The 26491-nt window shown below is 71.8% G+C and carries 30 protein-coding genes; 17 read left to right on the top strand and 13 right to left on the bottom strand.

Annotated features, from left to right (window positions below):
- Nucleotides 1-217: 217 nt before the first annotated feature.
- Nucleotides 218-652, bottom strand: coding sequence for a Zn-ribbon domain-containing OB-fold protein (locus tag ABD331_RS27685; protein ID WP_344480545.1), 435 nt, complete (start codon nt 650-652; stop codon nt 218-220).
- Nucleotides 652-1815, bottom strand: a complete 1164-nt coding sequence (locus tag ABD331_RS27690) for a thiolase C-terminal domain-containing protein (RefSeq protein ID WP_344480547.1) — start codon at nt 1813-1815, stop codon at nt 652-654. Before ABD331_RS27690 ends, ABD331_RS27685 begins: the two co-directional genes overlap by 1 nt.
- A gap of 139 nt (nt 1816-1954) precedes the next feature.
- Between ABD331_RS27690 and ABD331_RS27695 the strand changes: the two genes are divergently transcribed.
- The 7 genes from ABD331_RS27695 to ABD331_RS27725 all read left to right on the top strand — a co-directional run bounded on the left by ABD331_RS27695 (nt 1955) and on the right by ABD331_RS27725 (nt 8388).
- Nucleotides 1955-2569: a flavin reductase family protein gene (locus ABD331_RS27695; protein WP_425566058.1), complete on the top strand. Its 615-nt coding sequence runs from the start codon at nt 1955-1957 to the stop codon at nt 2567-2569.
- The gene (locus tag ABD331_RS27700) at nt 2556-3683 is read left to right on the top strand and encodes an acyl-CoA dehydrogenase family protein (RefSeq protein WP_344480549.1); all 1128 of its coding nucleotides are present in this window, start codon (nt 2556-2558) and stop codon (nt 3681-3683) included. The genes ABD331_RS27695 and ABD331_RS27700 overlap by 14 nt, the downstream gene beginning before the upstream one ends.
- Nucleotides 3684-3789: 106 nt before the next feature.
- Nucleotides 3790-4563 (top strand): SDR family oxidoreductase, encoded by a 774-nt coding sequence (locus ABD331_RS27705; RefSeq protein ID WP_344480552.1) that lies wholly within the window; start codon nt 3790-3792, stop codon nt 4561-4563.
- A 32-nt stretch (nt 4564-4595) separates the two neighbouring features.
- The gene (locus ABD331_RS27710; RefSeq protein WP_344480554.1) at nt 4596-4925 is read left to right on the top strand and encodes a PadR family transcriptional regulator; all 330 of its coding nucleotides are present in this window, start codon (nt 4596-4598) and stop codon (nt 4923-4925) included.
- Nucleotides 4922-6241 carry a hypothetical protein gene (locus tag ABD331_RS27715; RefSeq protein ID WP_344480556.1) on the top strand — a complete coding sequence of 440 codons (1320 nt, stop codon included), beginning with the start codon at nt 4922-4924 and terminating at the stop codon, nt 6239-6241. The genes ABD331_RS27710 and ABD331_RS27715 overlap by 4 nt, the downstream gene beginning before the upstream one ends.
- Nucleotides 6242-6304: 63 nt before the next feature.
- Entirely contained in the window at nt 6305-7600 is a 1296-nt protein-coding gene (locus tag ABD331_RS27720; protein WP_344480558.1) for a DUF2252 domain-containing protein, read from the top strand.
- A 41-nt stretch (nt 7601-7641) separates the two neighbouring features.
- A complete protein-coding gene (locus ABD331_RS27725) occupies nt 7642-8388 on the top strand; it encodes an SDR family oxidoreductase (protein WP_344480559.1) in 747 nt (248 codons plus the stop codon).
- Between the two features lies 1 nt (nt 8389).
- Here the strand turns inward: ABD331_RS27725 and ABD331_RS27730 are convergent, their stop codons facing one another.
- From ABD331_RS27730 to ABD331_RS27740, 3 genes are all read right to left on the bottom strand, one after another.
- On the bottom strand, nt 8390-9184 hold the full coding sequence (locus tag ABD331_RS27730) for an ATP-grasp domain-containing protein (RefSeq protein ID WP_344480561.1): 795 nt from the start codon (nt 9182-9184) through the stop codon (nt 8390-8392).
- A 148-nt stretch (nt 9185-9332) separates the two neighbouring features.
- On the bottom strand, nt 9333-9590 hold the full coding sequence (locus tag ABD331_RS27735) for a hypothetical protein (protein WP_344480564.1): 258 nt from the start codon (nt 9588-9590) through the stop codon (nt 9333-9335).
- Between the two features lie 41 nt (nt 9591-9631).
- A complete protein-coding gene (locus ABD331_RS27740; protein WP_344480566.1) occupies nt 9632-9919 on the bottom strand; it encodes a hypothetical protein in 288 nt (95 codons plus the stop codon).
- 213 nt (nt 9920-10132) lie between these two features.
- On the opposite strand from ABD331_RS27740, the gene ABD331_RS27745 reads away from it, so the two are divergent.
- The gene (locus ABD331_RS27745) at nt 10133-10786 is read left to right on the top strand and encodes an NIPSNAP family protein (RefSeq protein ID WP_344480569.1); all 654 of its coding nucleotides are present in this window, start codon (nt 10133-10135) and stop codon (nt 10784-10786) included.
- A 6-nt stretch (nt 10787-10792) separates the two neighbouring features.
- On the opposite strand, the gene ABD331_RS27750 is transcribed toward ABD331_RS27745, so the two are convergent.
- Nucleotides 10793-11512, bottom strand: coding sequence for an SDR family oxidoreductase (locus ABD331_RS27750; protein ID WP_344480571.1), 720 nt, complete (start codon nt 11510-11512; stop codon nt 10793-10795).
- Between the two features lie 37 nt (nt 11513-11549).
- On the opposite strand from ABD331_RS27750, the gene ABD331_RS27755 reads away from it, so the two are divergent.
- The 4 genes from ABD331_RS27755 (at nt 11550) to ABD331_RS27770 (ending at nt 14859) form a co-directional block, all read left to right on the top strand.
- On the top strand, nt 11550-12278 hold the full coding sequence (locus ABD331_RS27755; protein ID WP_344480574.1) for an enoyl-CoA hydratase family protein: 729 nt from the start codon (nt 11550-11552) through the stop codon (nt 12276-12278).
- 11 nt (nt 12279-12289) lie between these two features.
- Complete coding sequence (locus ABD331_RS27760; protein ID WP_344480954.1) at nt 12290-13051, top strand: CoA transferase subunit A; 762 nt, start codon at nt 12290-12292, stop codon at nt 13049-13051.
- Nucleotides 13038-13760 carry a CoA-transferase subunit beta gene (locus tag ABD331_RS27765; protein ID WP_344480577.1) on the top strand — a complete coding sequence of 241 codons (723 nt, stop codon included), beginning with the start codon at nt 13038-13040 and terminating at the stop codon, nt 13758-13760. The genes ABD331_RS27760 and ABD331_RS27765 overlap by 14 nt, the downstream gene beginning before the upstream one ends.
- 64 nt (nt 13761-13824) lie before the next feature.
- The gene (locus ABD331_RS27770; protein ID WP_344480580.1) at nt 13825-14859 is read left to right on the top strand and encodes an NAD(P)H-dependent flavin oxidoreductase; all 1035 of its coding nucleotides are present in this window, start codon (nt 13825-13827) and stop codon (nt 14857-14859) included.
- Here the strand turns inward: ABD331_RS27770 and ABD331_RS27775 are convergent.
- The 4 genes from ABD331_RS27775 to ABD331_RS27790 are packed head-to-tail and all read right to left on the bottom strand — an operon-like array spanning nt 14846 to nt 19558.
- Nucleotides 14846-15517 (bottom strand): pentapeptide repeat-containing protein, encoded by a 672-nt coding sequence (locus ABD331_RS27775; protein ID WP_344480583.1) that lies wholly within the window; start codon nt 15515-15517, stop codon nt 14846-14848. The genes ABD331_RS27770 and ABD331_RS27775 overlap by 14 nt on opposite strands.
- A gap of 3 nt (nt 15518-15520) precedes the next feature.
- Entirely contained in the window at nt 15521-16999 is a 1479-nt protein-coding gene (locus tag ABD331_RS27780; RefSeq protein WP_344480585.1) for a glycoside hydrolase family 3 protein, read from the bottom strand.
- Nucleotides 17000-17025: 26 nt separating this feature from the next.
- Nucleotides 17026-18390 (bottom strand): alkaline phosphatase D family protein, encoded by a 1365-nt coding sequence (locus tag ABD331_RS27785; protein ID WP_344480587.1) that lies wholly within the window; start codon nt 18388-18390, stop codon nt 17026-17028.
- Between the two features lie 4 nt (nt 18391-18394).
- Nucleotides 18395-19558, bottom strand: coding sequence for an acetyl-CoA C-acetyltransferase (locus tag ABD331_RS27790; protein ID WP_344480590.1), 1164 nt, complete (start codon nt 19556-19558; stop codon nt 18395-18397).
- Nucleotides 19559-19655: 97 nt separating this feature from the next.
- Here ABD331_RS27790 and ABD331_RS27795 point away from each other — a divergent pair, with 97 nt between their 5' ends.
- Together ABD331_RS27795 and ABD331_RS27800 are read left to right on the top strand one after the other, a co-directional pair.
- Nucleotides 19656-20324: a TetR/AcrR family transcriptional regulator gene (locus tag ABD331_RS27795; RefSeq protein ID WP_148437739.1), complete on the top strand. Its 669-nt coding sequence runs from the start codon at nt 19656-19658 to the stop codon at nt 20322-20324.
- Complete coding sequence (locus tag ABD331_RS27800; RefSeq protein ID WP_344480594.1) at nt 20321-21004, top strand: DNA alkylation repair protein; 684 nt, start codon at nt 20321-20323, stop codon at nt 21002-21004. The genes ABD331_RS27795 and ABD331_RS27800 overlap by 4 nt, the downstream gene beginning before the upstream one ends.
- 37 nt (nt 21005-21041) lie before the next feature.
- Here ABD331_RS27800 and ABD331_RS27805 read toward each other — a convergent pair whose 3' ends face one another.
- Nucleotides 21042-21881: a LysR family transcriptional regulator gene (locus tag ABD331_RS27805; protein ID WP_344480597.1), complete on the bottom strand. Its 840-nt coding sequence runs from the start codon at nt 21879-21881 to the stop codon at nt 21042-21044.
- A gap of 83 nt (nt 21882-21964) precedes the next feature.
- On the opposite strand from ABD331_RS27805, the gene metE reads away from it, so the two are divergent.
- Together metE and ABD331_RS27815 are read left to right on the top strand one after the other, a co-directional pair.
- Nucleotides 21965-24196, top strand: a complete 2232-nt coding sequence (gene metE, locus ABD331_RS27810) for a 5-methyltetrahydropteroyltriglutamate--homocysteine S-methyltransferase (RefSeq protein ID WP_344480600.1) — start codon at nt 21965-21967, stop codon at nt 24194-24196.
- Nucleotides 24197-24349: 153 nt separating this feature from the next.
- Nucleotides 24350-24892 (top strand): GNAT family N-acetyltransferase, encoded by a 543-nt coding sequence (locus tag ABD331_RS27815; RefSeq protein ID WP_344480603.1) that lies wholly within the window; start codon nt 24350-24352, stop codon nt 24890-24892.
- On the opposite strand, the gene ABD331_RS27820 is transcribed toward ABD331_RS27815, so the two are convergent.
- Entirely contained in the window at nt 24889-25344 is a 456-nt protein-coding gene (locus ABD331_RS27820; RefSeq protein WP_344480606.1) for a MarR family winged helix-turn-helix transcriptional regulator, read from the bottom strand. The two genes, ABD331_RS27815 and ABD331_RS27820, sit on opposite strands and share 4 nt — an antisense overlap.
- 94 nt (nt 25345-25438) lie before the next feature.
- Here ABD331_RS27820 and ABD331_RS27825 point away from each other — a divergent pair, with 94 nt between their 5' ends.
- Complete coding sequence (locus ABD331_RS27825) at nt 25439-25870, top strand: nuclear transport factor 2 family protein (protein WP_344480609.1); 432 nt, start codon at nt 25439-25441, stop codon at nt 25868-25870.
- Between the two features lie 4 nt (nt 25871-25874).
- Here ABD331_RS27825 and ABD331_RS27830 read toward each other — a convergent pair whose 3' ends face one another.
- Entirely contained in the window at nt 25875-26429 is a 555-nt protein-coding gene (locus ABD331_RS27830; protein WP_344480612.1) for a GNAT family N-acetyltransferase, read from the bottom strand.
- Nucleotides 26430-26491: the final 62 nt, after the last annotated feature.

Raw genomic sequence — 26491 nt, forward strand, 5'->3', positions numbered from 1 at the left:
TGGGGGCTTTTTCTCTGCCCGCGGGGCGGGCCGCGCGACCTTCCGGCCGAGCCCGCCGATTCCGAATCGCTCACGTCTGCCACCAAGTCCGGGTCGTCCGCTCCGACGACGGCCTGCTTGCCACACATCATCAACCCTGGAGGGCCAACCCGGGGGCAGCTTCGTGATGGTGGGACTGGTGGGATTTTCCGGTACCAATCCAATTTCCGGAGCAAGGTCAACCGGCGGGCGGATTTTCACCGGAGTGGATCGAGCTGAAGCTTTCCGGCATCCAGTCGAGCAAGGTCAACTCCTCGTCCACCTGCGTGAACACCCCGCGAACCCGCTCCCCCGCCTCGGGCTGCCGCGCCGCGCGCCAGTTTCCGTACACCAGACAGCCGGGAACGGCCTTCAAACGAACCATTACCACTAGGTATGGCTCGCGGGCCCCGGGAACGAAGGGCTGACGGCTGACGATCCAACTCTCAACCTTTCCCTCCGGGGTCATCTCCCGCCAGGTCCACCCCTCCGTACGGCAGGCCGCGCAGAACGCCCGCGGCGGGAACCGGAGGGTGCCGCACGCGTCACATTCCTGGACCGCGAACTCCCGCCTGGCGACCCGCTCCCACCACTCCCGGGAGTCGCGGTCGGGCTCGGGACGGTAACCGGGCATCAGGCTCTCCTCAGGATCAGCGCCGAGGTGGCGGGCAGGATGTAGCCGGGCTGCGCCGTGGACAGCGCCACCTCGGCGCCCGGCACCTGGCGGTCCCCCGCCTCGCCCCTGAGCTGGGAGACGGCCTCGGCGATGTGGTTGACGCCGTGCACGTAGCCCTCCGACAGGAAGCCGCCGTGCGTGTTGACCGGCAGCTCGCCGTCCGGCGCGGTGGCGCCCGAGGCCACGTACGGGCCGCCCTCGCCCTTGGGGCAGAACCCGTAGTCCTCCAGTTGCACGATCACCGAGTAGGTGAAGCAGTCGTACAGCTCCGCCACGTCGATGTCCGGCGGCCCGAGCCCGGCCTGCGCGTACAGGCGGGGCGCGAGGGCGGCGGCGGCCGTCACCGTGGGGTCGTCGCACGCCAGGTGGGAGGTGCCGCCGCCCCAGGCCGCGGCCGAGACGAGCACCGGGTGGCGGCGCAGCGAGCGGGCACGCTCGGCCGTGGTGACCACCACGGCGCAGGCCCCGTCCGTCTCCAGGCAGCAGTCCAGGAGGCGGAACGGCTCGGCGATCCACCTGCTGGCCAGGTAGTCGTCGAGGGTGATGGGGTCGCGCATGAGGGCGCGCGGGTTCTTGGCGGCGTTGGCGCGCTGGGTGACGGCCAGGGCGCCGAAGTGCTCGGCCGTGGTGCCGTAGCGCAGCATGTGGGCGCGGGCGTACATGGCGAACTGCTGGGGCGGCGCGACGTACCCGTAGGGGGCCTGGTACTGCACCTCGGGGCTGACCGGCAGACCCCGCCCGGTGCCGCCCATGCGGAACTCCGAGCGGGCGTTGATGGCCCGGTAGCAGACGACGGTCTCGGCCATGCCGGCGGCCACGGCGAGCGCGGCCTGGCCGACGACGGCGTGGGAGACGCTGCCGCCGCCGAACTGGTCGAGGTGCCAGGACAGGTCGGTCAGCCCCAGCGCGGGGGCGACCAGGGTGGGCGGGGCCGAGTCGCCGACGCGGTGGGTGGCCAGGCCGTCCACCTCGCCGGGGGTCAGCCCGGCGTCTTCCAGCGCGGCGAGCACGGCGCGGCAGGCCAGCGTCAGGGTGCTGACGCCGGAGTTCTTGGAGAAGGGCGTCCAGCCGATGCCGGCGATGGCGGTGCGATCCGGGAATTCAAGCAAGCGCTTGGGCACATGCGTCACGGTAGGCAGGCTCTTTCCAGCCTGTCAACGCAGGTCCGGTAGTGCGACTTGACACCTTTTCCCGCTTCCCCCTACCGTCCAAGCAAGCGCTTGGTATGATGACGTCGTCGGCGCACCGAGGAGGCGGACCATGAGCACACACGCTGCCCGGCTCATCGCGCCGGACGGCTGCCGCAGCCTTCCGGCGCCCCACCAGCGCAGCAGGATTCGCAACGGAGCCGCCATGCCGACGGGGCAGCCGCACCACAGCCAGAACGGCCACCTCGACAGCCGCCGTTTCCGGCAGGTGCTCGGCAGGTTCGCCACCGGCGTGGTGGCGATCACCGCCGTCGATTCCATGGACGGGCAGCCGTGCGGCCTGGCCGCCAACTCCTTCACCTCCGTCTCCCTGGACCCGCCCCTCGTGGCGTTCTGCGTCGCCTACACCAGCACGAGCTGGCCCAGGCTGCGCGGCGCCAAGGCGCTCACCGTGAACGTGCTGGCCGAGGACCAGCAGGCCGTGTGCGCGCAGATGGCGACCAAGGGCGGCGACAAGTTCGCCGGCCTGTCCTGGACGGTCTCCCCCGGCGGCAACCCGGTACTCGAAGGCGCGCTGGCCTGGCTCGACTGCGCCATCGAGGCCGAGCACCCGGCCGGCGACCACGTGATCGTGGTGGCCAGGGTGCTGCAGCTCGACACGCACGCCGAAGGCGGGCCGCTGGTGTTCTTCCAGGGCGGCTACGGGGGGTTCGTTGAGCCTTCGTGAGGAGGCGCGGGCCTGGCTGGAGGAGAGCCTGACCGGCGAGTTCGCCGGCGCCAGGGGGCTGGGCGGCCCCGGGCGCGAGCACGAGGCGTACGAGCTGCGGCGGGCCTGGGAACGCCACCTCGGCGCGCACGGCTGGACCTGCCTGGGCTGGCCCCGCCGCTACGGCGGGCGCGCCGCCTCCCTCGACGACCAGGTCGCCTTCCACGAGGAGTACGCCAGAGCCGGCGCCCCCGCCCGGCTCGGCCTCATCGGCGAGGGCCTCATCGGCCCCACCCTCCTCGACTTCGGCACCGACGAGCAGAAGGACCGCTTCCTGCCGCCGATCCAGCGCGGCGAGGAGCTGTGGTGCCAGGGCTACTCCGAGCCGGAGGCCGGCTCCGACCTGGCGAACGTCCAGACCAGGGCCCGCCTCGACGGCGGCGACTGGGTGATCACCGGACAGAAGGTGTGGACGTCGTTCGCGCAGTGGGCCGACTGGTGCTTCGTGCTGTGCCGTACGGAGGAGGGCTCGCGGCGGCACCACGGGCTGTCGTACCTGCTGGTCCCCATGCGCGGGCCCGGGGTCGAGGTCCGGCCGATCGTGCAGCTCACCGGCACCTCCGAGTTCAACGAGGTGTTCTTCGACGGCGCGCGCACGGCGGCGGGCAACCTCCTCGGCGCCCCCGGCGACGGGTGGCGGGTCGCCATGGCCACACTCGGGTACGAGCGCGGCGTCTCCACGCTCGGGCAGCAGATCGGGTTCGCGCGGGAGCTGGACGCGGTCGTCGCGACCGCCAAGCGGACCGGCGCGATCGACGACCCCGTGCTGCGCGACCGGCTCGTCAGGTCGTGGCTGGAGCTGCGCGTCATGCGGCTCAACGCGCTGCGGATGCTCCGCCCCGGCGCAGGGCCCGAGGTGTCGATCGCCAAGCTGTACTGGTCGGAGTGGCACCGCAGGCTGGGCGAGCTGGCTCAGGCCGTCCAGGGGAGGGCGGGGCTGGTCGCGGGCGCGGGCGGGGAGCTGGGCGATTTGCAGCGGCTCTACCTGTTCAGCCGCGCGGACACCATCTACGCCGGATCCAGCGAGATCCAGCGCAACGTCATCGCCGAACGGACCCTCGGCCTGCCCCGCTGATCGGCCGCCCGCCTGGACCCGCCTGAACCCGCCTGGACCCGCCTGGACCCGCCTGGACCCGCCTGGACCCGCCTGGACCGCCTGGACCCGCTGATGGGAGTCGCCCATGTCACCGTCCTACCCCAAGGCCCACGGCCTGCTCGACGGCAAGGTCGCGCTGGTCACGGCCGCGGCGGGGGCGGGCATCGGCTACGCCACGGCCAGGCGCTGCGCCGAGGAGGGCGCCACGATCGTCGTCTCGGACAAGCACGAGCGCCGCCTGGCTGCCGCCGCCGAGTCGCTCGCCGAGCTGACGGGCGTCAAACCGCTCGCCGTCCCATGCGACGTCACATCGCAGGCGCAGGTGGAGTCGCTGTTCGAGGCGGTGGAGCAGGCGCACGGGCGGCTGGACGTCCTGGTCAACAACGCCGGCCTCGGCGGTACGGCGCCGCTCGCCGAGATGACGGACGAGCAGTGGCAAGCCGTCATCGACGTCACCCTGAACGGCACCATGCGCTGCACCAGGCAGGCGCTGCGCCTGATGATCCCCAGAGGCTGCGGCGCCGTCGTCAACAACGCCTCCGTGATCGGCTGGCGGGCCCAGCACGGGCAGGCGCACTACGCGGCAGCCAAGGCGGGAGTGATGGCGCTGACCAGGTGCGTCGCCCTGGAGGCCGCCGAGCACGGGATCCGGGTGAACGCCGTGGCGCCGTCGCTGGCCGTGCATCCGTTCCTGGCCAAGGTGACGAGTGAGGAGCTGCTGGCGGAGCTGGCGGCCAAGGAGGCGTTCGGGCGGTCGGCGGAGCCTTGGGAGGTGGCGAACGTGATCGTCTTCCTGGCAAGCGAGTACGCGTCGTACATGACCGGTGAGGTCGTCTCGGTTTCTTCGCAGCACCCCTGACGATATCTTGTCTCACAAGATATGGTGGGCTCATGAATATGACGGAGCCCATGTTCCTGGCGCTCACCGCGCTGGTGGACGAGCCCCGGCACGGGTACGGGATCGTCCAGGAGGTCGATCGGCTGTCCGAGGGGCGCGTCCAGCTCAAGATCGGCACCCTGTACGGGGTGCTCGACCGGCTGTCGGCCGCGGGGCTGGTGGTGCTGGATCGTGAGGAGGCGCAGCAGGGGCGGCTGCGGCGCTACTACCGGCTGACGGACGAGGGCGCCGCGGCGCTGCAGGCGGAGGCCGCCAGGATGGCCGCCACCGCCGCCGCGGCCACCACCCGCCTGCGGGCCAGGACGGCGGGAGGAGCCGCATGAGCGAGCACGCGAACGAGCGCCACGACGCGAGCGGGCCTCGTGATGGCGAGCCAGCCCACGCGAGCACGCCCCGCGAAGACGCGCAGGCCCACGCGAGCGCGCCCCCCGAAGACGTGCCGGTCCACGCGAGCGTGCCCCATGACGGCGAGTCGGGCCGCAGGCGCGGGCCTGACGGCGGCGAGGCGCAGCGCGCGAGCGGGCGCGACGCCGACGAGGCGCAGCGCGCGAGCGGGCGCGACGCCGACGAGGCGCAGCGCATGAGCGGGCGCGACGGCGGCGAGGTGGAGCGCGCGAGCGGGCGCGACGGCGGCGAGGCGCAGCGCATGAGTCTGCTGGAGCGGCGTTACCGTTCGACCCTGCGCCTGCTTCCCGCCTCCTACCGCGCCGGCCGCGAGGAGGAGATGGTGGCCGCGTTCATGGAGCTGTCGGGCGACGTCCCCGACGAGGACGACCCGCGCCCCAGGTGGGGCGAGATTGCCAGCGTCCTGGCCCTGTCCGCCCGGGTGCGCCTCGGCGCCGCCGGCGCGACTCCCGGTCAGGTGGCACGCGGGGCAGCGGTCCGGCTGTTCGCGCTGCTGGGGATGGGCGCGACGGCCGCCTTCTCCATGGTCGATCTGGTCCGCGCCGCCCTGCTCGGCTCGGAGCCCGCCCTGATCGGCGCGCCGGAGTCGGCCGCCCGGCTGGCCTTCATCGGCGTGCTGGCGGCGGCCGGCTGCTCGATCGTCGCGTTCGTGACGCTCATGCGCGGCCACGTCCGCACCGCGAAGGTGGCCGCGCTGGTCAGCCTCGTGCCCTCGCTGACGAGCTACGCCCTCTCGCTCGCGCAGAACGGTTCCGCCGCCCTCACACCCCTGCACGACCTGGGCAACCTGCTGTTCCTGCTGGCCCCGCCGCTCGCGCTGCTCATCGGCTTCCACAGCGACGTCACCCCGCACCGCCATTCGTGGCCGCTCACGCTGTCGCCCCTGGTGGCGGGCGCGGCGCTGATGGGCCTGACGATGTCGGCCATCGCGGCGGGCTCGCCCGAGCCGATGGGCTACTACCTGTGGCTGGACTACGGCGCGGCGATCCCCGCGTGGGCGGCGGCCTCGGCGGTCGTGCTGGCTCGCCGCCAAGCCCCGTCGCGGGCGCTGGCGTTGTCGGCCGCCGGGCTGGTCCTGCTGGCGACCCGGCTGCCCATGCTGGCGTACCTGCCCGACGTGATGTGGGCGACAGCGGTCGTCCAATGCGCGCTGCTCGGAACGCTCACGATGGCGCTCGGCACAGCGGGGACCTGGGCTTTGTCGCGCAGCGCCCGCCCGGTGGCCCGACCCTGACTAGCACCTGTCAGGGAAAGATCGGGGTATGCGGCAGGGGATTCCGGATCTAGTGTCCGAAACATGGGCACACGCTCCTCATTCCTGCTCGATGTCCTGATGACGGAGTTCGGCGAGTCGATCAAGCGCGACCCCGCGGCGTTCAGGCGCAAGTTCCGGAAGATGGCGGCCTCGCCGTTCGCCTTCTACCGGGGCAGCGCCTGCCTGTTCTACGCGGACATGGTCGGCGCGTACGCCGACGAGTCCTACCTGGACGGCCCGACCAGCAGGGTCTGGATCCACGGCGACCTGCACGCGGAGAACTTCGGCACGTACATGAACGCCTCCGGCGAGCTGGTCTTCAACGTCAACGACTTCGACGAGGCGTACGTGGGGCCGTACGTCTGGGACCTCAAGCGGTTCGCGGCCAGCGTGGCGCTGCTCGGGTACGCCAAGGCGCTGTCCGACGACTCGATCAGCGTGCTGGTGACCGACTTCGCCGGCGCGTACCTGGTGGAGCTGGCCGCGATCGCGGCAGGCGGGGACGACGCGATCGGCGCGCTGACGCTGGCCACCACCAGCGGGACGCTGCACCGGGTGCTCCAGCGCGCCCGGCTGAGCACCCGGGTGGCCCTGCTCGACGCCGAGACCGTGATCGACGACTACGACCGGCGCTTCGCGCTCATGGAGGGGCGCGAGCCGGTGGACGCGGCGACGCGGCAGTCGGTGCTGGACGCGTTCGCCGACTACCTGACCACGCTGCCCGTGACGGTCAGCCCCGTCGAGCACGTGATCAAGGACGTGGCGCTGCGCAAGGGCGTGGGGATCGGGTCTGCGGGGCTGCCGTCGTACAACCTGCTGCTCGAAGGGCGTTCGCAGGCGCTGGAGAACGACGTCGTCCTGTACATGAAGCAGGCGGCGGTGCCGGCGGTGGCGCGGCATGTCACCGACGAGAAGGTGGCCTCCTACTTCCGTCACCAGGGGCATCGCACGGCCGAGTCGCAGCGGGCGCTGCAGGCCTACGCCGATCCGTGGCTGGGTTACACCACGCTGCACGGGGTGGGGCAGCTCGTGGCCGAGGTGTCGCCGTACTCGGCCGACCTGGACTGGGACGACGTCAACGAGCCGGACGAGCTGCGCTCGATCATCCAGGACCTGGGGCGGGCGGTGGCGCGCATGCACTCGGTGGCCGACGACGAGTCCAGCCACGATCTCGTGGACTTCTCGACGGAGGAGGCGATCGTGGCGGTGATCGACGGCGACAGGGCGGGCTTCGTCGGGACGCTGGTGGACTTCGCCCACCGGTACGGGGCGCAGGCCAGGGACGATCACCAGCGGTTCGTGGACCTGTTCCGCAACGGGCGGCTGCCGGGCGTCTGAGAGATGGCAACCGACCAGTCGGTATGGCATGCTCCCAGAACATGACTCTGTTCTCAGTGGAAGGCAAGACCGTCGTCGTCACGGGCGGGTCGCGCGGCATCGGACGCATGATCGCCGCCGGGTTCATGGAGGCGGGGGCGACCGTCTACATCTCCGCCCGCAAGACGGCCGAGGTCGAGAAGACGGCCGCCGAGCTGGGCTGCTTCGCCGTCCCCGCCGACCTGTCCACGCCCGAGGGGCTGGAGCGGCTGGTGTCGGCGGTGGACGGCCCCGTGCACGTGCTGGTGAACAACGCGGGCGCGACCTGGGGCGCCCCGCTGGAGGAATATCCGGAGCACGCCTTCGACAAGCTGTGGAACATCAACGTCAAGGGCGTCTTCTACCTGACCCAGCGGTTCCTGCCGCGCCTGAGGGAGGCGGCCAGCGCGGACGACCCGGCCCGCGTGATCAACGTGGGGTCGATCGACGGCATCAAGGTGCCCGCGCTGGAGAGCTTCGCCTACTCCTCGACGAAGTCCGCCGTGCACATGCTCACCCGGCACCTGGCCAAGCGCCTGGCCAAGGAGCACATCACGGTTAACGCCATCGCCCCCGGGCCGTTCGACTCCAAGATGATGGCCTTCGCGCTCGACGACCCCGGCACGCGCGAGGTCATCGCGGGCAACGTGCCGCTGGGCCGCATCGGCAGGCCCGACGACATGGCGGGCGCCGCGATCTTCCTGTCGTCGCGGGCGGGCGCGTACCTCACCGGCACGGTCATCCCGGTGGACGGCGGGATCTCCTGCTGATCTAGAGGAGTTCGCGCAGGACGGCGGCGAAGCGGGCCGCCGCGCCCGGCTCGTGGCTCAGGTAGAGGTACGGTTCGGTCAGCTCCGCCTCGATGACGGCGGGCCGGCCGTCGGGAAGCCGGACCAGGTCGATCCTGGCGTAGAGAAGGACATGGGGTATGGCGGTGAGCACCTTCTCGGCTAGTTCGACCTGGTCCGGGGCTGGGGTGCGGAACTGCGCCCGCGCGTTGTCAGCGTCCGTCGCCCCGGCCGCGAGCATGGGGCTGCGGCGGACGGCGTGACTGAGGCGGCCCCCGAAGTACAGCAGCGAGGTCTCGCCCTCCGACTCGACCATGTCGAGGTACGGCTGCACCATCGGCGTGCGCCCCGCGGCCTCCAGCTCCGCCGCCAGCCGTGCGGCCTCGGCGCGGTCGGCGGTCCTGGTGGTGTCGCGGGCGCCGCCGGAGACGGACGGCTTGACGACGTACTCGGGCCAGTCGGGCAGCTCCCGCGAGGACCAGTGGGTGGGCACGATCGGCACGCCCAGGTCCCGCAGGTACGTCTTGTCGGTGTTGGATTCGAGCACGGTGTACGGGTTCAGCAGCCTCGTGACGGACTGCACGCGGCGCGCCCAGGCGAGGAACTCCGCGCGCCGCAGGACGTAGTCCCACACGGAGCGGACGACCACGACGTCGTAGGAGCTCCAGTCGACGGCCGCGTCGTCCCAGCGCTCGACGCGCCCCTCGATGCCGGCCTCCCGCCAGGCGGCGAGCATCGGCTCCTGCTCGTCGTCGGCGTCGGCATCAGCACTGGTCACATAGGCACAAATAGTCACATAGAGATGTTAAGGGGGCGCGAGCCGGGCCGTTTCTGACCCGGCTCGCACGCGTCACGGGCGCGCCGCGCTGCGACGTTCAGCGGCGTTCAGCGGCGCCGCGCGCCCGCCCGGTCAACCGGGGCCGCGCTTAGTCGTGCACGTCGTCGACGACCACGTCACTGCCGTTGGTGCCGGTGACGGAGTTGCCGTTGACGTTGTTGACGCCGGTCGCGCCGTGGCCGTTGACGTTGGCGTTGAGCACGTTGCCGAAGTTGTTGCCCGACTGCGAGGAGTCCCTGTTGGAGCTGGAGTTGCCGGCGTTCGTGTCGGCGTAGGCGGGGGCCGACAGCAAGGTCACGCCCGCCGCGGCGGCGACGATGCCGGTCATGCAGAGCTTCTTCATCATGTCGATGTCCTTTCCGAATGCTGTGCTCGGACGTCAGCCGGTCAGTCGAAGACGTACGTCACCGCGATGCCGCCGTTGGTGGCGGTCGTGGCGAAGCCGTTGACGTTGTTGACGTTCGTCGAGTAACCCTCGCCGTGGTTGCGGCCGAGGACGTCACCGAAGTTGTTGCCCGACTGGGACGAGTCGCTGTTGCCACTCTGGTTGGCGGACCAGGTGTCACCGGTCAGGGGACCGGCCCAGTCGTCATCAGCGTGAGCGGGAACCGCAAGTAGTGCGCCACCGGCCACCGCCGCCAGCACGGCCGCGACGGCGCACGCCTTTCTGATCACTTCTGCTCCTTCGCCTCCGGGAGAAGCTCCGCGGGATGGCGGCGGCCGGGCCCTGACGCACCACCGCTCCCTGGGGCTTCTTTGACCTCAGCGGATCAAGGTCAGTGCGAGCATATAACCTCTCGTGGTCAATTGGTAGCAGTGAGTAGTCAGAACATAGTTCGGAACTTACGCTGACACGAGGTGTCAGTGACCCGCGCCTACCGTCGCCGCATGATCCACGAACTACGGCGCTACACCCTGCTGCCGGGACGCCGGGACACGCTGATCTCGCTGTTCGAGCGGGAGTTCATCGAGACGCAGGAAGCCGCCGGGATGCGCATCACCGGAAGCTTTCGCGAGGTCGGCGAGCCGGACACCTTCCCCTGGCTGCGCGCCTTCCCCGACATGGCGAGCAGGAAGGCGGCGCTGGAGGCCTTCTACGGCGGGCCCGTGTGGCAGGCCAACCGCGACGCCGCCAACGCCACCATGATCGACTCCGACGACGTGCTGCTGCTGCGGTCTGCGGGTCCGGACTTCCCCTCGTGGGAGCGTCCGCCGGTCGGGGCCACCCCGCCGTCGTCACTCTACGTAGCGACCATCCACCACGTTGAGGGGGACGACTTCGCCGAACTCTTCCACCGAAAGGCCAGGCCCGCGCTCGCCGAGGCGGGCGTCGAGCCGGTCGCCTGCCTGGAGACCGAGGACGCGGAGAACACCTTTCCGCGACTGCCCGTGAGGGCCGGGGTGCAGGTTTTCGTGTGGTTCGCCCGGTTCGAGACGGCGGAGGAGGAGCGGGAGGTGGACCTGCCGATGCTGGAGCACCGCTTCACCGCACCCACCGAGCGACTGCGGCTGCAACCGACGGCCCGCTCAGCCCTGCGGTGACAGCGTTCAAGAGACCAGGTGGTGCCAGGCGGGGACTTCGCCGCCGCCGTCCACCCGCACCTCGGCGCCCGTCACGTAACCGGGCGCGGCCAGCCACAGACAGGCCTGGGCCACGTCGTCAGGCGTGGCCATGCGCCCCGCCGGGATCGCCCTGCCGTCCAGCTCGGAACGCCCGTTGTAGTGCGCGGCGGCATCGGGAGTGGCGGCCAGGCCGACGACGACCGTGTTGACCCGGACCAGCGGCGCCCACTCCGCGGCCAGGCAGCGGGCCAGGTGGTGCAGCCCCGCCTTGGCGGCGCCGTACGCGGACGTGCCGGGGGACGGCCGGGCGCCGCTGGAGCTGCCGATCATCACCACCGCACCGCCGGACTCGGCGAGCAGCGGGTACGCGCGCTGCGCCACCAGCAGCGGCGCCGTCAGGTTGAGCTCGATGACGCGGGCGTGCAGCCGCGGCGAGGTGCCGTCCACCGGGGCGGGCGGCGACCCGCCGGCGTTGTTGACCACCACGTCGAGCCGGCCGAGCCCGCCGATCAGCCGATCGACCTGGTCGGGGTCGCGCACGTCGGCCCGCACGAACCGGTGCGCGACGTGCTCGGGCTCGGTGCGGGCGCAGACGGTCACCTCGGCGCCCGCCGCCTGGAACGCCGCGGCGATGCCCGCGCCGATCCCCTTCGTGCCTCCCGTCACCAGGACGGACCTGCCCGTGTAGTCGTAAGTCACGGTCACGTTTGCTACCGTACCAAGCAAGCGTTAGGGAGGTACATTGGGGATCTCACTGCGGGCGGGGCCGATCACCGAAGTGATCATGGATGTGCCGCCGGTGAACGCCCTGCCGGTGCGGGCTTGGGAGGAGCTGGCCCGGGCGGTGCGTCAGGCCGGCGACGACCCCGCGACCAGGGTGGTCGTGCTGAGGGCCGAGGGGCGCGGCTTCAACGCCGGGGTGGACATCAAGGAGATGCGGCGGACCGAGGGCTTCACCGCCCTCGTCGGGGCGAACCGGGCGTGTCACGCGGCCTTCGCCGCCGTCTACGAGTGCGCGGTCCCCGTCGTCGCGGCCGTGCACGGCTACTGCCTGGGCGGCGGCATCGGGCTGGCGGGCAACGCCGACATCGTGGTGGCCGCCGAGGAGGCCTACTTCGGGCTGCCCGAGGTGGACAGGGGCGCGCTGGGCGCGGCCACCCACCTGGCCAGGCTGGTGCCGCAGCACCTCGTCAGGGCCATGGTCTACACGTGCAGGAACGTCACCGCGGCCGAACTGCACGCGTTCGGCTCGGTGCTGGAGGTGGTGCCACGCGACAAGCTGCGCGAGGCGGCGCTGCAGGTGGCCGAGCAGATCGCGGCCAAGGACCCGTACGTGATCCGCCGGGCCAAGGAGTCGCTCAACGGCATCGACCCGGTCGACGTCCACCGCAGCTACCGCTTCGAGCAGGGCTTCACCTTCGAGCTGAACCTCATGGGCATCGGCGACGAGCACCGGGAGCGCTTCGAGTGAGCGGCAAGGTGATGACGGCCGCGCAGGTGGCCGCCTCGGTGGAGAGCGGGATGACGGTCGGGATCGGCGGCTGGGGCTCGCGCCGCAAGCCGATGGCCCTCGTCCAGGCCCTGGCCGAGTCCCCCGCGCGCGACCTGACGATCGTCTCCTACGGCGGGCCCGACGTCGGCGTGCTGTGCGCGGCGGGAAAGGTGCGCAGGGTGGTGGCCCCGTTCGTCACGCTCGACTCCATCCCCCTGGAGCCCGGCTTCAGGCGGGCCAGGCAGGCGGGGGAGATCGAGTTCACCGAGTACGACGAGGGCATGTTCATGTTCGGGCTGCTGGCGGCGGCGCACCGGCTGCCGTTCCTGCCGACGCGGGCGGGGCTGGGCTCGGACGTGCTGCGCGTCAACCCGGAGCTGCGGACCGTGCGCTCGCCGTACGGGGACGGGGAGGAGCTGGTGGCGGTGCCCGCGCTGACCTTGGACGTGGCGCTGGTGCACCTCAACAGGGCCGACGCCAGGGGCAACGCCCAGTACCTGGGGCCCGACCCGTACTTCGACGACCTGTACGCCAAGGCGGCCGGGCGGTGTTACGTCTCGTGCGAGCGGCTGGTGGACACGGCGGATCTGCTCAAGGAGGGCCCTGTGCAGTCGTTGCTGATCAGCCGGTCGATGGTGACGGGCGTGGTGGAGGCGCCGGGCGGGGCCGGGTTCACCGCGTGCGAGCCCGACTACGGGCGTGACGAGGCGGCGCAGCGGCGGTACGTGGAGGGCTTCCGTGAGCAGGGCTGACATCTGTGTGGTGGCGTGCGCGGAGGCGTTCAGGGGCGACGGGGAGATCCTGGCCGCCGGCATCGGCGGGGCGATCACGGTGCTGGCGGCGCGGCTGGCGCGGCTGACGTTCGAGCCGGACCTGCTCACCCACGACGGCGTCTGCCTGCTCACCGGCGACGTGCCGGCGCTGGGGCAGCCGCCGGAGGTGGTGGAGGGGTGGCTGCCGTTCCGCGATCACCTGTGGCTGGTGCTGAACGGGCGGCGGCACGTCATGCTCGGGGCCAGTCAGATCGACCGGTACGGCAACACGAACATCTCCTGCATCGGCGACTGGGCGCGGCCCAGGGCGCAACTGCTCGGGGTGCGCGGCGCGCCGGGGAACACCCGGTGCGATCCGACGAGCTACTGGATCCCCCGGCACTCGAAGCGGGTGTTCGTCCCCCAGGTGGACATGGTCAGCGGGCTCGGCACCGACCGGGGTGCGTTCGAGCTGCGGCGGGTCGTGACGGACCTCGCCGTGCTGGACTTCGGGACGGCTGACGGGTCGATGCGCCTGGTGTCCGTGCATCCCGGGGTGAGCGTGGACGACGTGGTGGCGGCCACGGACTTCGAGCTGCACGACATTTCCGGAAATGTCGCCCAGACGCGGGAGCCGACCGGCGAGGAGCTGCGCGTCCTGGACAGCCTCGACCCCGACCGGCTACGCGACCGGGAGGTGGCGGCGTGAGGGCCGTACTACGTGGCCTGAAGTGGCGGCGCGAGGACCGCACTGCGTGGTCTGAGGTGACGGCGTGCGAACCGCGCTGACCGCGCTGGTCGGCTGCCGGTATCCGATCGTGCAGACCGGCATGGGGTACGTCGCGGGCGCCCGACTGGCGGCGGCCACGTCGCAGGCGGGCGGGCTGGGCGTGATCGGCGCGGCCACCATGTCGGTGCCCGAGATGCGAGCGGCGATCCGGCGGGTCAAGGAGCGGACGGGCAACCCGTTCGGCGTGAACCTGCGGGCCGACGCCGACGACGCGGCCGAGCGGGTGGAGGTGCTGGTCGCCGAGGGTGTGCGGGTGGCGTCGTTCGCGATGGCGCCGCGCCGTGAGCTGATCGCCCGGCTCAAGGACGCGGGCGTGCTGGTCGTCCCGTCGGTGGGGGCGCGGCGGCACGCGGAGAAGGTGGCCGGGTGGGGCGCGGACGCGGTCATCGTGCAGGGCGGCGAGGGCGGCGGGCACACCGGGCCCGTGGCGACCACGCTGCTGCTGCCGCAGGTGGTGGACGCGGTGGACATCCCGGTGGTCGCGGCGGGCGGGTTCTTCGACGGCCGGGGGCTGGTGGCGGCGCTGGCGTACGGGGCGTGCGGGATCGCGATGGGCACCCGTTTCCTGCTGACCAGCGACTCGCCGGTGCCCGACGAGGTGAAGAAGCTCTACCTGGCGGCGCGGGAGACGGTCGTGACCAGGAACGTGGACGGGGTGCCGCACCGGGTGCTGAGCACGCCGTTCGTGGCCTCGCTGGAGCGTGCGCGGCTGGTCAGGGCGGTGGTGAACGGGGCGCGATTCAAGCGCCTGTCGGGCCTGTCGTGGCGCTCGATGCTGCGCGAGGGACGCCGGATGCGGCGCGGCCGTGAGCTGACCTGGGCGCAGGTGCTGCAGGCGGCCAACACGCCGGTGCTGCTGCGGGCGGCCATGGTGGAGGGGCGGGTGGACCTGGGCGTGATGGCCTCGGGTCAGGTGGTGACGGTGCTGGACGATCTGCCGTCCTGCCAGGAGCTGATCGAACGGATCATGGCGGAGGCGAGCGCCGCCCTGGACCGCCTGGACCTCACAGGACGGTGATGCCGCGCGCCGCGAGGATGGCGTTGGCCTGCGTCTGGTTGATGATCGCCCCCGCGAACGCGCGCAGCTTGTCGTCGCCGGGCTCGCCCAGGTCGGCCCCGCGCAGGTCGGCCTTGGTGAACTTGGTGTTCAGCAGCCGGGTGCCGCGCAGGCGGCAGTCGTCCAGCACGGCCTCGGTGAAGTCGCAGCCCGACAGGTCGGCGTCGTCGAAGCGCACGCCCTCGACGTGCTCCTTGCGCAGCGAGCAGCCGCCGAGGTTGGCCAGCGTCAGGTTGGAGCGGCTCAGCTTGAACCCGGTGCCGCGCGACCCGGTCAGCGCGGCACCGATCATGCGGCAGCCCGCGAACGAGACGTCCGTCAGCAGCGCCCCGGCGAACTGCGCCGACGACAGGTCCACGTCGGTGAAGGCGGCGTCGATGAGGTCGGCGTCGTTGAACCTGGTGCGCATCCCGCCCCCGCCGGTGAACACCGCGCCGTCGAGGTCCGCCTTGCGGAAGTCGGTCTGCTCCAGCACGCACGACTCGAAGCGCGCCCCGGCCAGCGAGGCGCCCCACAGGTCGGTCTCGGTCAGGTCGCACTCGCGGAACACGTGGATCTCCCCCGGCGGCAGCCGGTCGCCCAGGGCCTTGCGGGACAGATCCTCGCCGTCGAAATTCACGGGCTAGAGCCTACCGGTCAGCACCTCCGCGGCGGCCTGCCCGCAGACGACGGCGGAGCCGTGGGTGGCGACGTGCACGGCGCCCAGGTCGGAGCGGACGGGCAGGCCCATCTCCACCACCACGGCGTCGGGGCGGGCGCTTAGCAGGTGCCGCAGGGCCTCGGACTGCCAGGCGTAGCGGTGCACGTCCCTGACCACCACGACGAGGGGACGCCCCTCCGCCAGGCCGATCAGGCGCTCCAGCTCCGGCCCCGTGGCCTCCCCGGACGCCAGGCGGGTGACCTGCGTGCCGGGCAGCAGGCGGGCGAGCGGCTCGCCGACGCCCCAGGGGGTGTTCTTGTCGATGGCCAGGTTCATCACCGGGACCAGCTCCACCACGTACGGCTGACCCGCGATGGGCAGGACGGGCGCGGTGGAGCGGCGGGTCACCCGGATCGCCCGGCGGGCCGCGTCCAGGCCGATCCGGCCGCCGGAGGGTGCCTGGCTGCCCGAGGAGGCGGCCCATGCGGCCAGCTCGCGGACCCTTCGAGCGGCGTCGGCCAGGCGCTCCTCGGGCAGCAGTCCGGTGGTCACCGCGGACGCGATCGCGTCGCGGATCCCGGCGGCGGTGGCCTCGTCGGCACGCTCGCCGCCGACGCAGATCGCGTCCGCGCCCGCGGCGATGGCGCGGGCGGAGGCGCCCCCGATCCCGTACGCCCCCGACACCGCGGCCATCTCGATGCCGTCAGTGATGATCAGCCCGTCGAACCCCAGCTCCTCGCGCAGCAGCCCGGTGAGCACCTTGGGGCTGAGCGTGGCGGGCCGCTCGGCGTCGTACGACGGCACGAGGAGGTGCCCCGTCATGATGATCTTGACGCCTTCCTCGATCGCCTCGCGGAAAGGGTGCAGCGCGTCCTCGATCCCGCTCTCGGCGACGACGGGCACGCCGTGGTGGGAGTCCACCGCGGTGTCGCCGTGCCCGGGGAAGTGCTTGGCGCAGGCGGCCACCCCGGCCGACTGGAGCCCGCGGACGAACGCCCTGGTGTGCCGGGCGACCAGCGACGGGTCGGAGCCGAACGCGCGCAGGCCGATGACCGGGTTGTCCGGGTTGGAGTTCACGTCGGCGGAGGGCGCGAAGTCGATCGTGATGCCGGCCCTGGCCAGCTCGCTTCCCAGGTCTCTGGCCAGCGACTCGGTGAGCACCACGTCGTCCACGACGCCGAGCGCGTACGCGCCGGGGCGGCTGCTGCCGGTCGCCACCTCCAGCCTGGTGACCTCGCCCGACTCCTCGTCGGTGCCGACCAGCACCGCCGGGTTCTCGGCGCGCAGCGCGGCGGTGAGCTCGGCCACCTGGCCGGGGTCCGCGATGTTGCGCGAGAACAGCGCGACGCCCGCCAGCCCGTCGCCGAGCCGGCGGCGCAGCCAGTCGGGCGGCGTGTGGCCGGGGAAGCCGGGGAAAAGGACGGCGTCGGCAAGGCGAAGCAGGTCACCGCTCATGGGCATGACCCGAAATCTAATAGGAAAGTTTCCTATTTGCTAGAGGCATTTTCAGATGTCAGCCCGCTCCCCTTCGTGACGAACTCTCCCACCGTACGCACCGGAGCCCCTTGGCGGTCCACGAAGTCCACCGCGCGGAAGGCCACCCGCAGCTCCTCGGGGCCGGCCGTGCACGACAGGTAACCGCGCCGGTCGTCGAAGAACTTCAGATGCGGGTTGGCCGCCAGCACGGCGGGCCCGTCGGTCTCGGGCGGCTGGCTCGTGATCGAGCTGCCCACGAACTCCACCCCGACCGTGGCCGACCCCGGATCAAGGAAGTCCGCCTTCAGCTCCCCCGCCCACGCGTTGTGCACGTCGCCGCTGAACACGGCCAGCCCCGGCGCGTTCACCCCCAGGATGCGGGCGCGCTGCGCCGGATGGCCGTCCCAGGAGTCGGGGCGCAGGTTCGGCGCGGGCCCCGGCACGAGCCGGCGGGCGAAGAACAGCGGCTGCACCAGCACCCGCCACCTGACCGGGCTGGTGACCAGCCGCGACAGCAGCCACTGCTCCTGCGCAGCCCCCAGCATGGTGGTGGCGTCGCGGTACTGCCGCGCGTCGAGCACCATGAAGTCGGCGACCGTCCCGTACGTGCGCCTGCGGTACATCTGCAGGTTCCCGTCCTCGGGCCGCACCCTGATCGGCTGGTTCTCGTAGTAGGCCTGGTACGCCGCCCCCCTGCGGCGCAGGAACGCCGCCGACCCGTCCCCCCGGCCCCGGTAGTTGTCCAGCACCTCGTGGTCGTCCCAGGTCGGCACCCAGGGCGCGGCGGCGTGCGCGGCCTGCAGATCGGGGTCGGTCCGGTAGCGGGCGTAACGCTGGCGGTACTCGTGCAGCCGGCTCGTCTCACCCGGCAGCGGCCCCAGCGCGCGCACCACGCGGGCCGACTGCCGCGACTCGTAGATGTAGTCGCCGACGTGGAAGACGACGTCGGGCCGCTCGGCCGCGAGATGCCGGTAGGCGGTGTAGAAGCCGTGCTCGTAGCGCTGGCAGTTGGCCACCGCGAACCGCACCGGCCGGGTCGAGGCCGGGTCGTCGGCCGTCCTGGTGCGTCCCACCGGGCTCTGCTGGCTGCCGGCCTTGAACCGGTAGAAGTAGTCGGTGCCCGGCTTGAGCCCGGCGACCCTGGCGTGCACGCTGTGCGCCCACACCGGCAGAGCCTGCGCGATCCCCCGGCGCAGGCCCTGGGTGAAGCGCTCGTCCTCGGCGAGCTGCCAGCTCACCTCGACCGCCTTGGGGGCCATGCCGCCGGGGCGCCGGGGGTCGGTGCCGAGCGGGTCGACGGCTAATCGCGTCCAGAGCACCACGCCGTCGGGCAGCGGCTCGCCGGAGGCGACGCCGAGAGTGAACGGGTTCGCCATGTCTTCATGGTGCGGGAGTCAGGCGCTCGATGACGGTGACGTTCGCCTGTCCTCCGCCCTCGCACATGGTCTGCAGGCCGTATCTGCCGCCCGTGCGCTCCAGCTCGTGCAGCAGCTTGACCGCCAGCACGGCGCCGGTCGCGCCGAGCGGGTGGCCGAGCGCGATGGCGCCGCCGTTCGGGTTGACCCTGGCCGGGTTCGCGCCGGTCTCCTTGATCCAGGCCAGCACGACAGGGGCGAACGCCTCGTTGATCTCGACGGCGTCGAAGTCGTCGATGGACATGCCGGTCATGCCGAGCGCGTGCACGGTCGCCGGGATCGGGGCGGACAGCATCATGATCGGGTCGTCGCCGCGTGCCGACAGGTGGTGCACGCGGGCGCGCGGGGTCAGGCCGTGCTCGCGTACGGCCCTGGGCGAGGCGATGAGCAGGGCGGCGGCGCCGTCGGAGATCTGGGAGGCCAGGGCGGCGGTCAGGGTGCCGCCCTCGGTGAGCGGCCTGAGCGCGGCCATCTTCTCGCGGGTGGTGTCCCTGCGCGGGCCCTCGTCGGTGGTGGCGCCCTCGTACGGGGCGATCTCGCGGTGGAAGTGGCCGGCGTCGATGGCGTGCAGCGCCCTGCGGTGCGACTCGTACGCGAACGCTTCCATCTCCTCGCGGGAGATGCCCCATCGGGCGGCGATCATCTCGGCGCCGGCGAACTGGGAGACCTCCTGCGTGCCGTACCGCTCCGTCCAGCCCTTGGAGCCCGAGAAGGGGCTGTCGTGGCCGAGCGGCCGGCCCGCCAGCATCGCCGAGGAGATGGGGATCATGGACATGTTCTGCACTCCCCCGGCCACCACCAGGTCGTTCGTGCCGGAGAGCACGGCCTGGGCGGCGAAGTGCAGCGCCTGCTGGGAGGAGCCGCACTGGCGGTCGATCGTCACGCCCGGCACCTCCTCCGGCAGCCCGGCGGCCAGCCAGCAGGTGCGGGCGACGTCCCCCGCCTGCGGGCCGATGGTGTCCACGCAGCCGAAGATCACGTCCTCGACGGCGGAGGGGTCGGCGTCGGCGCGGAACATCAGCTCCTTGAGCACGTGCGCCCCGAGGTCGGCGGGGTGGGCTCCGGCCAGGCCGCCGTTCCTGCGCCCGATCGGGGTGCGGACGGCGCCGACGATGTACGCCTCACTCATCCACGCATCGTAGCAAGCGCTTGGTCTCTACGGGAACGCCGCATGAGCTGGGCCAGTTAGGCGAACAAGCGATTGTCCTAGGGCCCATAATGGGAACGTGACCACGCGAAAGAACTCCGGCACGACCACCACCTCGGCGAAACGCCAGCGCACCACCTCGTCGGGGTCGGCGTCCGAGCGCCGTGACCACCTCGTCAAGCTCGCCGCGGAGCTCTTCGCGCGCAAGGGCTTCCAAGCCACGACAGTACGCGAGATCGCCGACGAGGCGGGCATCCTCTCAGGAAGTCTCTACCACCACTTCGACTCCAAGGAGACGATCGTCGACGAGGTGCTCTCCACCTTCCTCGACGACCTGATCGCCCGCTACCGCGCCGCCCTCGACACCAGCGCGGACGCCCGCACGGTGCTGTCGGAGATGGTCCGCATCGGCTTCGGCACGCTGGAGCCGCACCGCGCCGCCATCACGGTGATGCAGAACGACTGGAACTACCTGCGCCAGTTCGAGCGCTTCAACTACCTGGTCAAGGCCGAGGACGAGGTCGAGCAGATCTGGGTCTCGCAGATCAAGGCCGGGCAGGCCGCCGGGCTGTTCAGGTCCGACGTCGACCCGAAGCTCACCTACCGGATGATCCGCGACACCATCTGGGTGGCCGTGCGCTGGTTCCGCCCCGGCGGCAGGCTCAACACCACGGGCCTGGCCGAGCACTACATCACGGTGCTCTTCGACGGGCTCGCGACGGGCGAGCGCACCACCCAGCAGGGATGAGCCTCGGCAAGGCGGTGCGGCTGGCACTGCAGGAGGCGGCCGAGCCGGGCAAGGCCGAGGCCATGAAGGCCTACATGAAGTCGGCGATGCCGTTCCTCGGCGTGCAGGCCGTGCCCAGGCGGACTGCCCTGCGCCGGGTCTTCGCCGAGCACCGGCTCTACAGCGCGCCCGAGTGGCGGCGCGCGGTGCTGACCCTGTGGCGGGACGCCGAGTACCGCGAGGAGCGCTACGCCGCCATCGAGCTGTCCGGCTACCACCTCTACCGCGACTTCCAAACCCTCTACACCGTGCCGATGTACGAGGAGATGATCGTCTCAGGCGCCTGGTGGGACCTGGTGGACGAGCTGGCCACCCACCGGATCGGCGGCCTGCTGGCCACCTTCCCCGACTCCATGCGGCCACTCATGCTGGAGTGGGCGCACGACGGCGACCTGTGGAAGCGACGCACCTCCATCCTGTGCCAGAACCGGTTCAAGTCGCGCACGGACACCGCGCTGCTGTACGCGTGCATCGAGCCGAGCCTGTCCGACAACGACTTCTTCGCCCGCAAGGCCATCGGGTGGGCCTTACGCGAATACGCCAAGACGAACCCGGGCGAGGTGGTGCGCTACGTCAAGGCGAAGGGCATCTCGGGCCTCAGCCGCCGCGAGGCACTGAAGAACCTGCCGGTCACCCAGTGACGTGCCTGTAGTTCAGTCCATGTGACGGGCCTGCCGCTCACCTGGTCCACAGGGCGTCCTGAACGGCCTGCACCAGGGCCATCAGCTCCGGGGTGACCCGCTCCCTCGACCACGCCAGCGCGTACGTGATGCGCAGGTCCCCCGCCTCCAGCGGCACGAACCGCACGTCCTCCCGCCTGACGGTCCTGGCCAGGAGCTGCGGGATGGGCAGCAGCCCCGCGCCCGCCGCCACCAGGTCGAGCGCGGCGCCGAAGTCGTCGTCGGCCACCAGCCGGGAGCGGCCGGGCAGCCCGGGCCAGGGGCGGGTGCCCGGGGTGAGAAGTACGTGTCCGCCCAGCTCGTCCGCCGTCACCCGCGGGCGCGACTCCAGCCGGTGCCCGGCGGGGACGGCCAGCCGATCGACGGTGACGTGGAACCTGGCCGCCGTCACGAACCGCGCGGGCGCCGGCGTGGCCAGGATCGCCGCCGACACCTCGCCGTCCGACAACGCCCGCGCCGCCTCACCCCGGCCGGCCGCGCGCAGCTCCACCCCGATCGCCGGGGTGCGGCCCGCCAGCCGCCTGACGATCCGCGCCGCCAGCGTGCCCACCAGCGGTGGATAAGCCAGATGAATGGTCGGCCTCGCCAGCCGGGCCGCCTCCGCCTCGAACGCCCGCACCGACTCGATCACCTGCTCGGCGTGCGGCAGCAGCGCCTTGCCCTCGGCCGTGAGCCGCACCTCGCGGGCGGAGCGCTCGAACAGCCTGGTGCCCGTGGCCCGTTCAAGGCGGGTGATGGCCTGGCTCATGGCCGGCTGGGACATCCCCAGGTCGGCGGCGGCCGTCGAGAAGCTGAGCCGTTCCGCGACTCTGGTGAAGCAGTGGAGCTCCCTGAGCATAAGCAGCACCAATACATCGTGCACCACGTCGAGGGTGGTCGGCAGGATGCCAGCGACCTGAACAGATCTAGGGAGCTGAAGAGATGTCCTCCATTCCCACGTCGTTTCCCGCCTCCACCGTGCTCGGATATCCGCGGATCGGGCCGCGGCGGGAGTTGAAGCGGGCGCTGGAGTCGTACTGGAGCGGGCGCTCCACCCGCGCGGACCTCGACCGGACAGGCGCCGGGCTGCGGGAGCAGACCTGGCGCCAGCTGGCCGAGCTGGGCCTCGCCGGGCTGCCGTCGAACACCTTCTCGCTGTACGACCACGTGCTGGACACCGCGGTGCTGCTGGGGGCGGTGCCCGCCCGCTACCGCGACGCCCCCGACCCCTACTTCGCCATGGCCAGGGGCACCGACGGGCTGGCGCCGCTGCGGATGACCAAATGGTTCGACACGAACTACCACTACCTGGTGCCCGAGATCGACGCCGACACCGTGTTCAAGCTGGACGCGAGCAAGCCGCTGGGCGAGGTGCGGGAGGCGCGGGCGCTCGGCTTCGAGACGCGGCCCGTGGTCGTCGGGCCCGTGACGTTCCTGCTGCTCGGGTCGGCCCTTGACCGGCTGGACGAGGTGCTCGGCTGCTACGAGGAGCTGCTCGGCGCGCTGGCCGCCGAAGGGGTCGCATGGGTACAGCTCGACGAACCCGCCCTGGTGGGCGACCGCACGGCGGAGGAGCTGGCGGCGGTTCGCGTCGCCTACGAGCGGCTGGGGGCCGTCGCTGAGCGGCCTGGGCTGTTCGTGTCGTCCTCCTTCGGCGAGCTCGGGGAGTCGCTGCCGGTGCTGGCCGGGACGCCGGTGGAGGCCATCGGGCTCGACCTCGTACGGGGCTCCGTCCCCGTCGCCGACCTCGGGGGCCTCGGCGGCAAGATCGTGGTCGCCGGGGTGGTGTCGGGGCGGGACGTGTGGCGGACCTCCCCTGAGCGGGCGCTGGCCGCGCTGGGTGCCTTGCGTGCTTCGCAGGTGGTGGTGAGCACGTCCTGTTCGTTGTTGCACGTGCCCTACTCGCTCGCGGATGAGGCTGAGCTGGAGGCGGGGCTGCGGGGGCGGCTGGCGTTCGCTGAGGAGAAGGTGGCCGAGGTGGTAGCCCTGGCCGAGGCCCGCCTGCGCGGCACCGCCGAACACGGCGGCGCTTCTCCCGGCCCTGTCGAGCACGCCGGCGTGCTGCTGGACCACGACGAGCACGAGCCTTCCGTGGCGCTGCTGCCCGAGCCGGTGCCGGTGGAGGAGCGCTCCCCCTACCCCGTCCGTGCCGCCGCCCAGGCAGGCCACCTGCGCCTGCCGCCCCTCCCCACCACCACGATCGGCTCCTTCCCCCAGACCGGCGAGCTGCGCGCGGCCCGCGCCGCCGTCGCCTCGGGCGCCCTCTCGCAGGCCGACTACGAGCGGCGCGTCGAGGCGGAGATCGAGCGGGTGATCCGGGTCCAGGAACGGCTCGGCCTCGACGTGCTCGTCCACGGGGAGCCGGAGCGCAACGACATGGTGCAGTACTTCGCCGAGCACCTCGACGGCTTCGCGGTCACCAGGAACGGCTGGGTGCAGTCGTACGGGTCCCGTTGCACGAGGCCGCCGATCCTGCACGGCGACGTCAGCCGTCCCGCGCCGATCACCGTGCGGTGGGCCACGTACGCGCAGTCGCTCACCACCCAGCCGGTCAAGGGCATGCTCACCGGCCCCGTCACGATCGTCGCCTGGTCGTTCGTACGCGACGACCTGCCGCTTCGGGACGTGGTGTTCCAGGTCGCCGACGCCATCCGGGAGGAGGTGCGGGACCTGGAGGCGGCCGGGACGTCGATCATCCAGGTGGACGAGCCCGCCCTGCGCGAGCTGCTGCCCCTGCGGCGGGCCGCCCAGGCCGACTACCTGGAGTGGGCGGTGGCGGCCTACCGGCGGGCCACCTCCGGGGCGGGCGACCGCACCCAGATCCACACGCACCTGTGCTACTCGGACGCCGACCAGATCCTCGCCGCCATCGACGGCCTCGACGCCGACGTCACCACCATCGAGTCGGCCAGGTCGGGGGCGCGGATCCTGGGGGCGGTGTCGGCGTTCGGGCGGGGGCTCGGGCCCGGCGTGTACGACATCCACTCACCCCGGGTGCCGTCGGCCGACGAGGTGGAGGCGCTGCTGGGGCGGGCGCTGGGGGCGTTGCCGGTGGAGCGGGTCTGGGTCAACCCGGACTGCGGGCTGAAGACGCGCACGTACGAGGAGGTCGAGGCGTCGCTCGCCAACGTCGTCACGGCGACGCGCCGCCTGCGGTCCACCCTCACAACCTGACGCCCTGTCGGTCTGCCGCCCGCCCTTGCCCGCCCCTGGCGCCCTGACGCCCCGGCCACACCCGACACGCCTACGCCCCCGACGCCCCGACACCCTCAGGATGGACCGGAATGCGGTTGCCGCCCGTCGGCCCGGTCGGATAGGAAGGCCTGCATGCTGAGGGGCAACAAGGTCGGGCTCAGGGCCCGGCACGAGGACGACATCCCGATCCTGCAAGCCGAGCTCTACGACGACCCGGTCACCCACTCCCGGGCCCAGGCCACGCCATGGCGTCCGATCACGCCGGGCTCCAAGGACTCGCCGCTCCTGGTGGACGACAAGGAGCAGGGACACGTGCCGTTCTCCGTGGTGGAGCTGGCGGGCGGCACGCTGGTGGGCACGGCGGTGCTGTGGGGCATCGACACCCACAACCGCTCCGCCCACATCGGGCTCGGCTTGCGGCCGTCCGCCCGCGGCAAGGGCTACGGCACGGACGTGGTCGCGGTGCTGTGCCAGTACGGGTTCGTGGTGCGCGGCCTGCGGCGGCTGCAGATCGAGACGCTGGCCGACAACTTCGCGATGCTGCGCTCCGCCGAGCGCAACGGCTTCGTGCGGGAGGGCGTGCTGCGTTCCTCGGCCTGGGTGATGGGCGAGTTCCTGGACGAGGTGCTGCTCGGCCTCCTCGTCCACGAATGGAAGCCCGTCTCCCCAAGCTAATGCGGGGCGGTGTGGTGGTCGATCACCCGCGTGAGCAGCCCGACAAGCTGCTCACGCTCACCCGCCGTCAGTGCCGCGAGCAACGCGTCCTGCGCCTCGGCCAGCAACCCGTCAAGCTCCTCAAGCTGCCGCGCCCCCGCCGCCGTGACGGTGATGACGTTGCGCCGCCGATCGTCGGGGTCGGGGCTGCGCTCGACCAGCCCCCGCCCGGCCAGCTCGTTCACGGTCGCGACGATGTCGCTGCGGTCGATGCCGGTACGCCGCCCCAGCGCGGCCTGGCTGGCGGGCCCGAACTCCTCCAGCGCGGCCAGCAGCGAGTAGTGGTACCGGCGTAGCCCCGCCCCGCCGAGCGCCTGGTCGACGAGCCGGTTGGCGGACATCGCGACCCCGTTGATGAGCCGACTCGGCAGGCCACGCAGCCGATGCGGAATCGGGTCCTGAGCTCTCTCCACCCGATCAAGGTTACCCACTCCATTGGCGCATCCAACAATCTCGGAGTATCGTTAGTATGACGAACATTGGTTCCGCCAACGTTATGGAGACATCATGACCACAGACCAACGCACGGACGTCACCGAGCTCATCTACCGCCTCTACGCCTGCATGGACGAGAGCCGCTTCGCCGACCTGCACTCCGTCTTCGCGGACGACATCAGCGTCCGCACCCCTGGCGGCCTCGCTTCCGGCCGCGACGCCGTCGTCGCCCAGGCCACCCGCGGCCACTCGACCGGCCACCGGGTCCAGCACTTCGTCCACAACCCCATCGTGCGGTTGGACGGCGACCACGCCACCGTCCGAGCCGACGTCATTGTCACCTTCACTCCGGAGGGACAACACGCCCCGGCACCCCAGTACACGCTGAGCGAGCGCTTCCACTACGAGACGGTCCGCACCCCCGAAGGCTGGCGCGTCTCCCACGTCGACGGCACCCCCGTCTGGACCGTCGGCACCCGCCCGCAGGCCGGGCAGGCGGGCTGACCCATCAGCCGTAACGCTCGGTGTACTCCTCGACTGTCATCCCGAACAGGAACTCGTCGTCGTAGCGGCCGTTGGCGTAGCGACACCTGCGCCGGCGGCCCTCCTCCACGAACCCGATCCGCCGATGCAACGCCAGCGACGCCTCGTTGGAGCTGTACACCCGCGCCTCGGCCTTCTGGAACCGCCGCTCGAAGAACATGTACCGCAGAAGCAGGACGACCGCCTCGCTCGCATACCCCTTGCGGTGGTGCGGCGTCCCGACGGCGATCCCGTAACAGAAGGTGCCGTGCACCCGGTCCACCTCGTGCGTGTTGATCGACCCGACCGCCTCGTTGTCCTGCTTCGTGGCTATCACCAGGGAGAACTCGTCGAGATCCAGCTCCTGCTCCGCGCGTTCGGCCATCTCCTTCTTCGCCCGGGCGACCGACTTCGGCGGCGACAGCCGCCAGCCGTTCCTGACGGCGTCGGAGTACTCGTCGAAGGCGTGGAACGCCTCCCAGTCCTCGGGCTCCCTGGCCCGCAGCCGGACGCGGTCTCCTACCCAGGTGGACGATGTCATGGCAGGGAGCTAAGCAGACCAGCCGAGCGCTCCGCGAACGCTTTTCCGGACTGCTTCGGAGT

The sequence above is a fragment of the Nonomuraea monospora genome, from assembly GCF_039531895.1.
In the GTDB taxonomy this organism is placed as follows: Bacteria; Actinomycetota; Actinomycetes; order Streptosporangiales; family Streptosporangiaceae; genus Nonomuraea; species Nonomuraea monospora.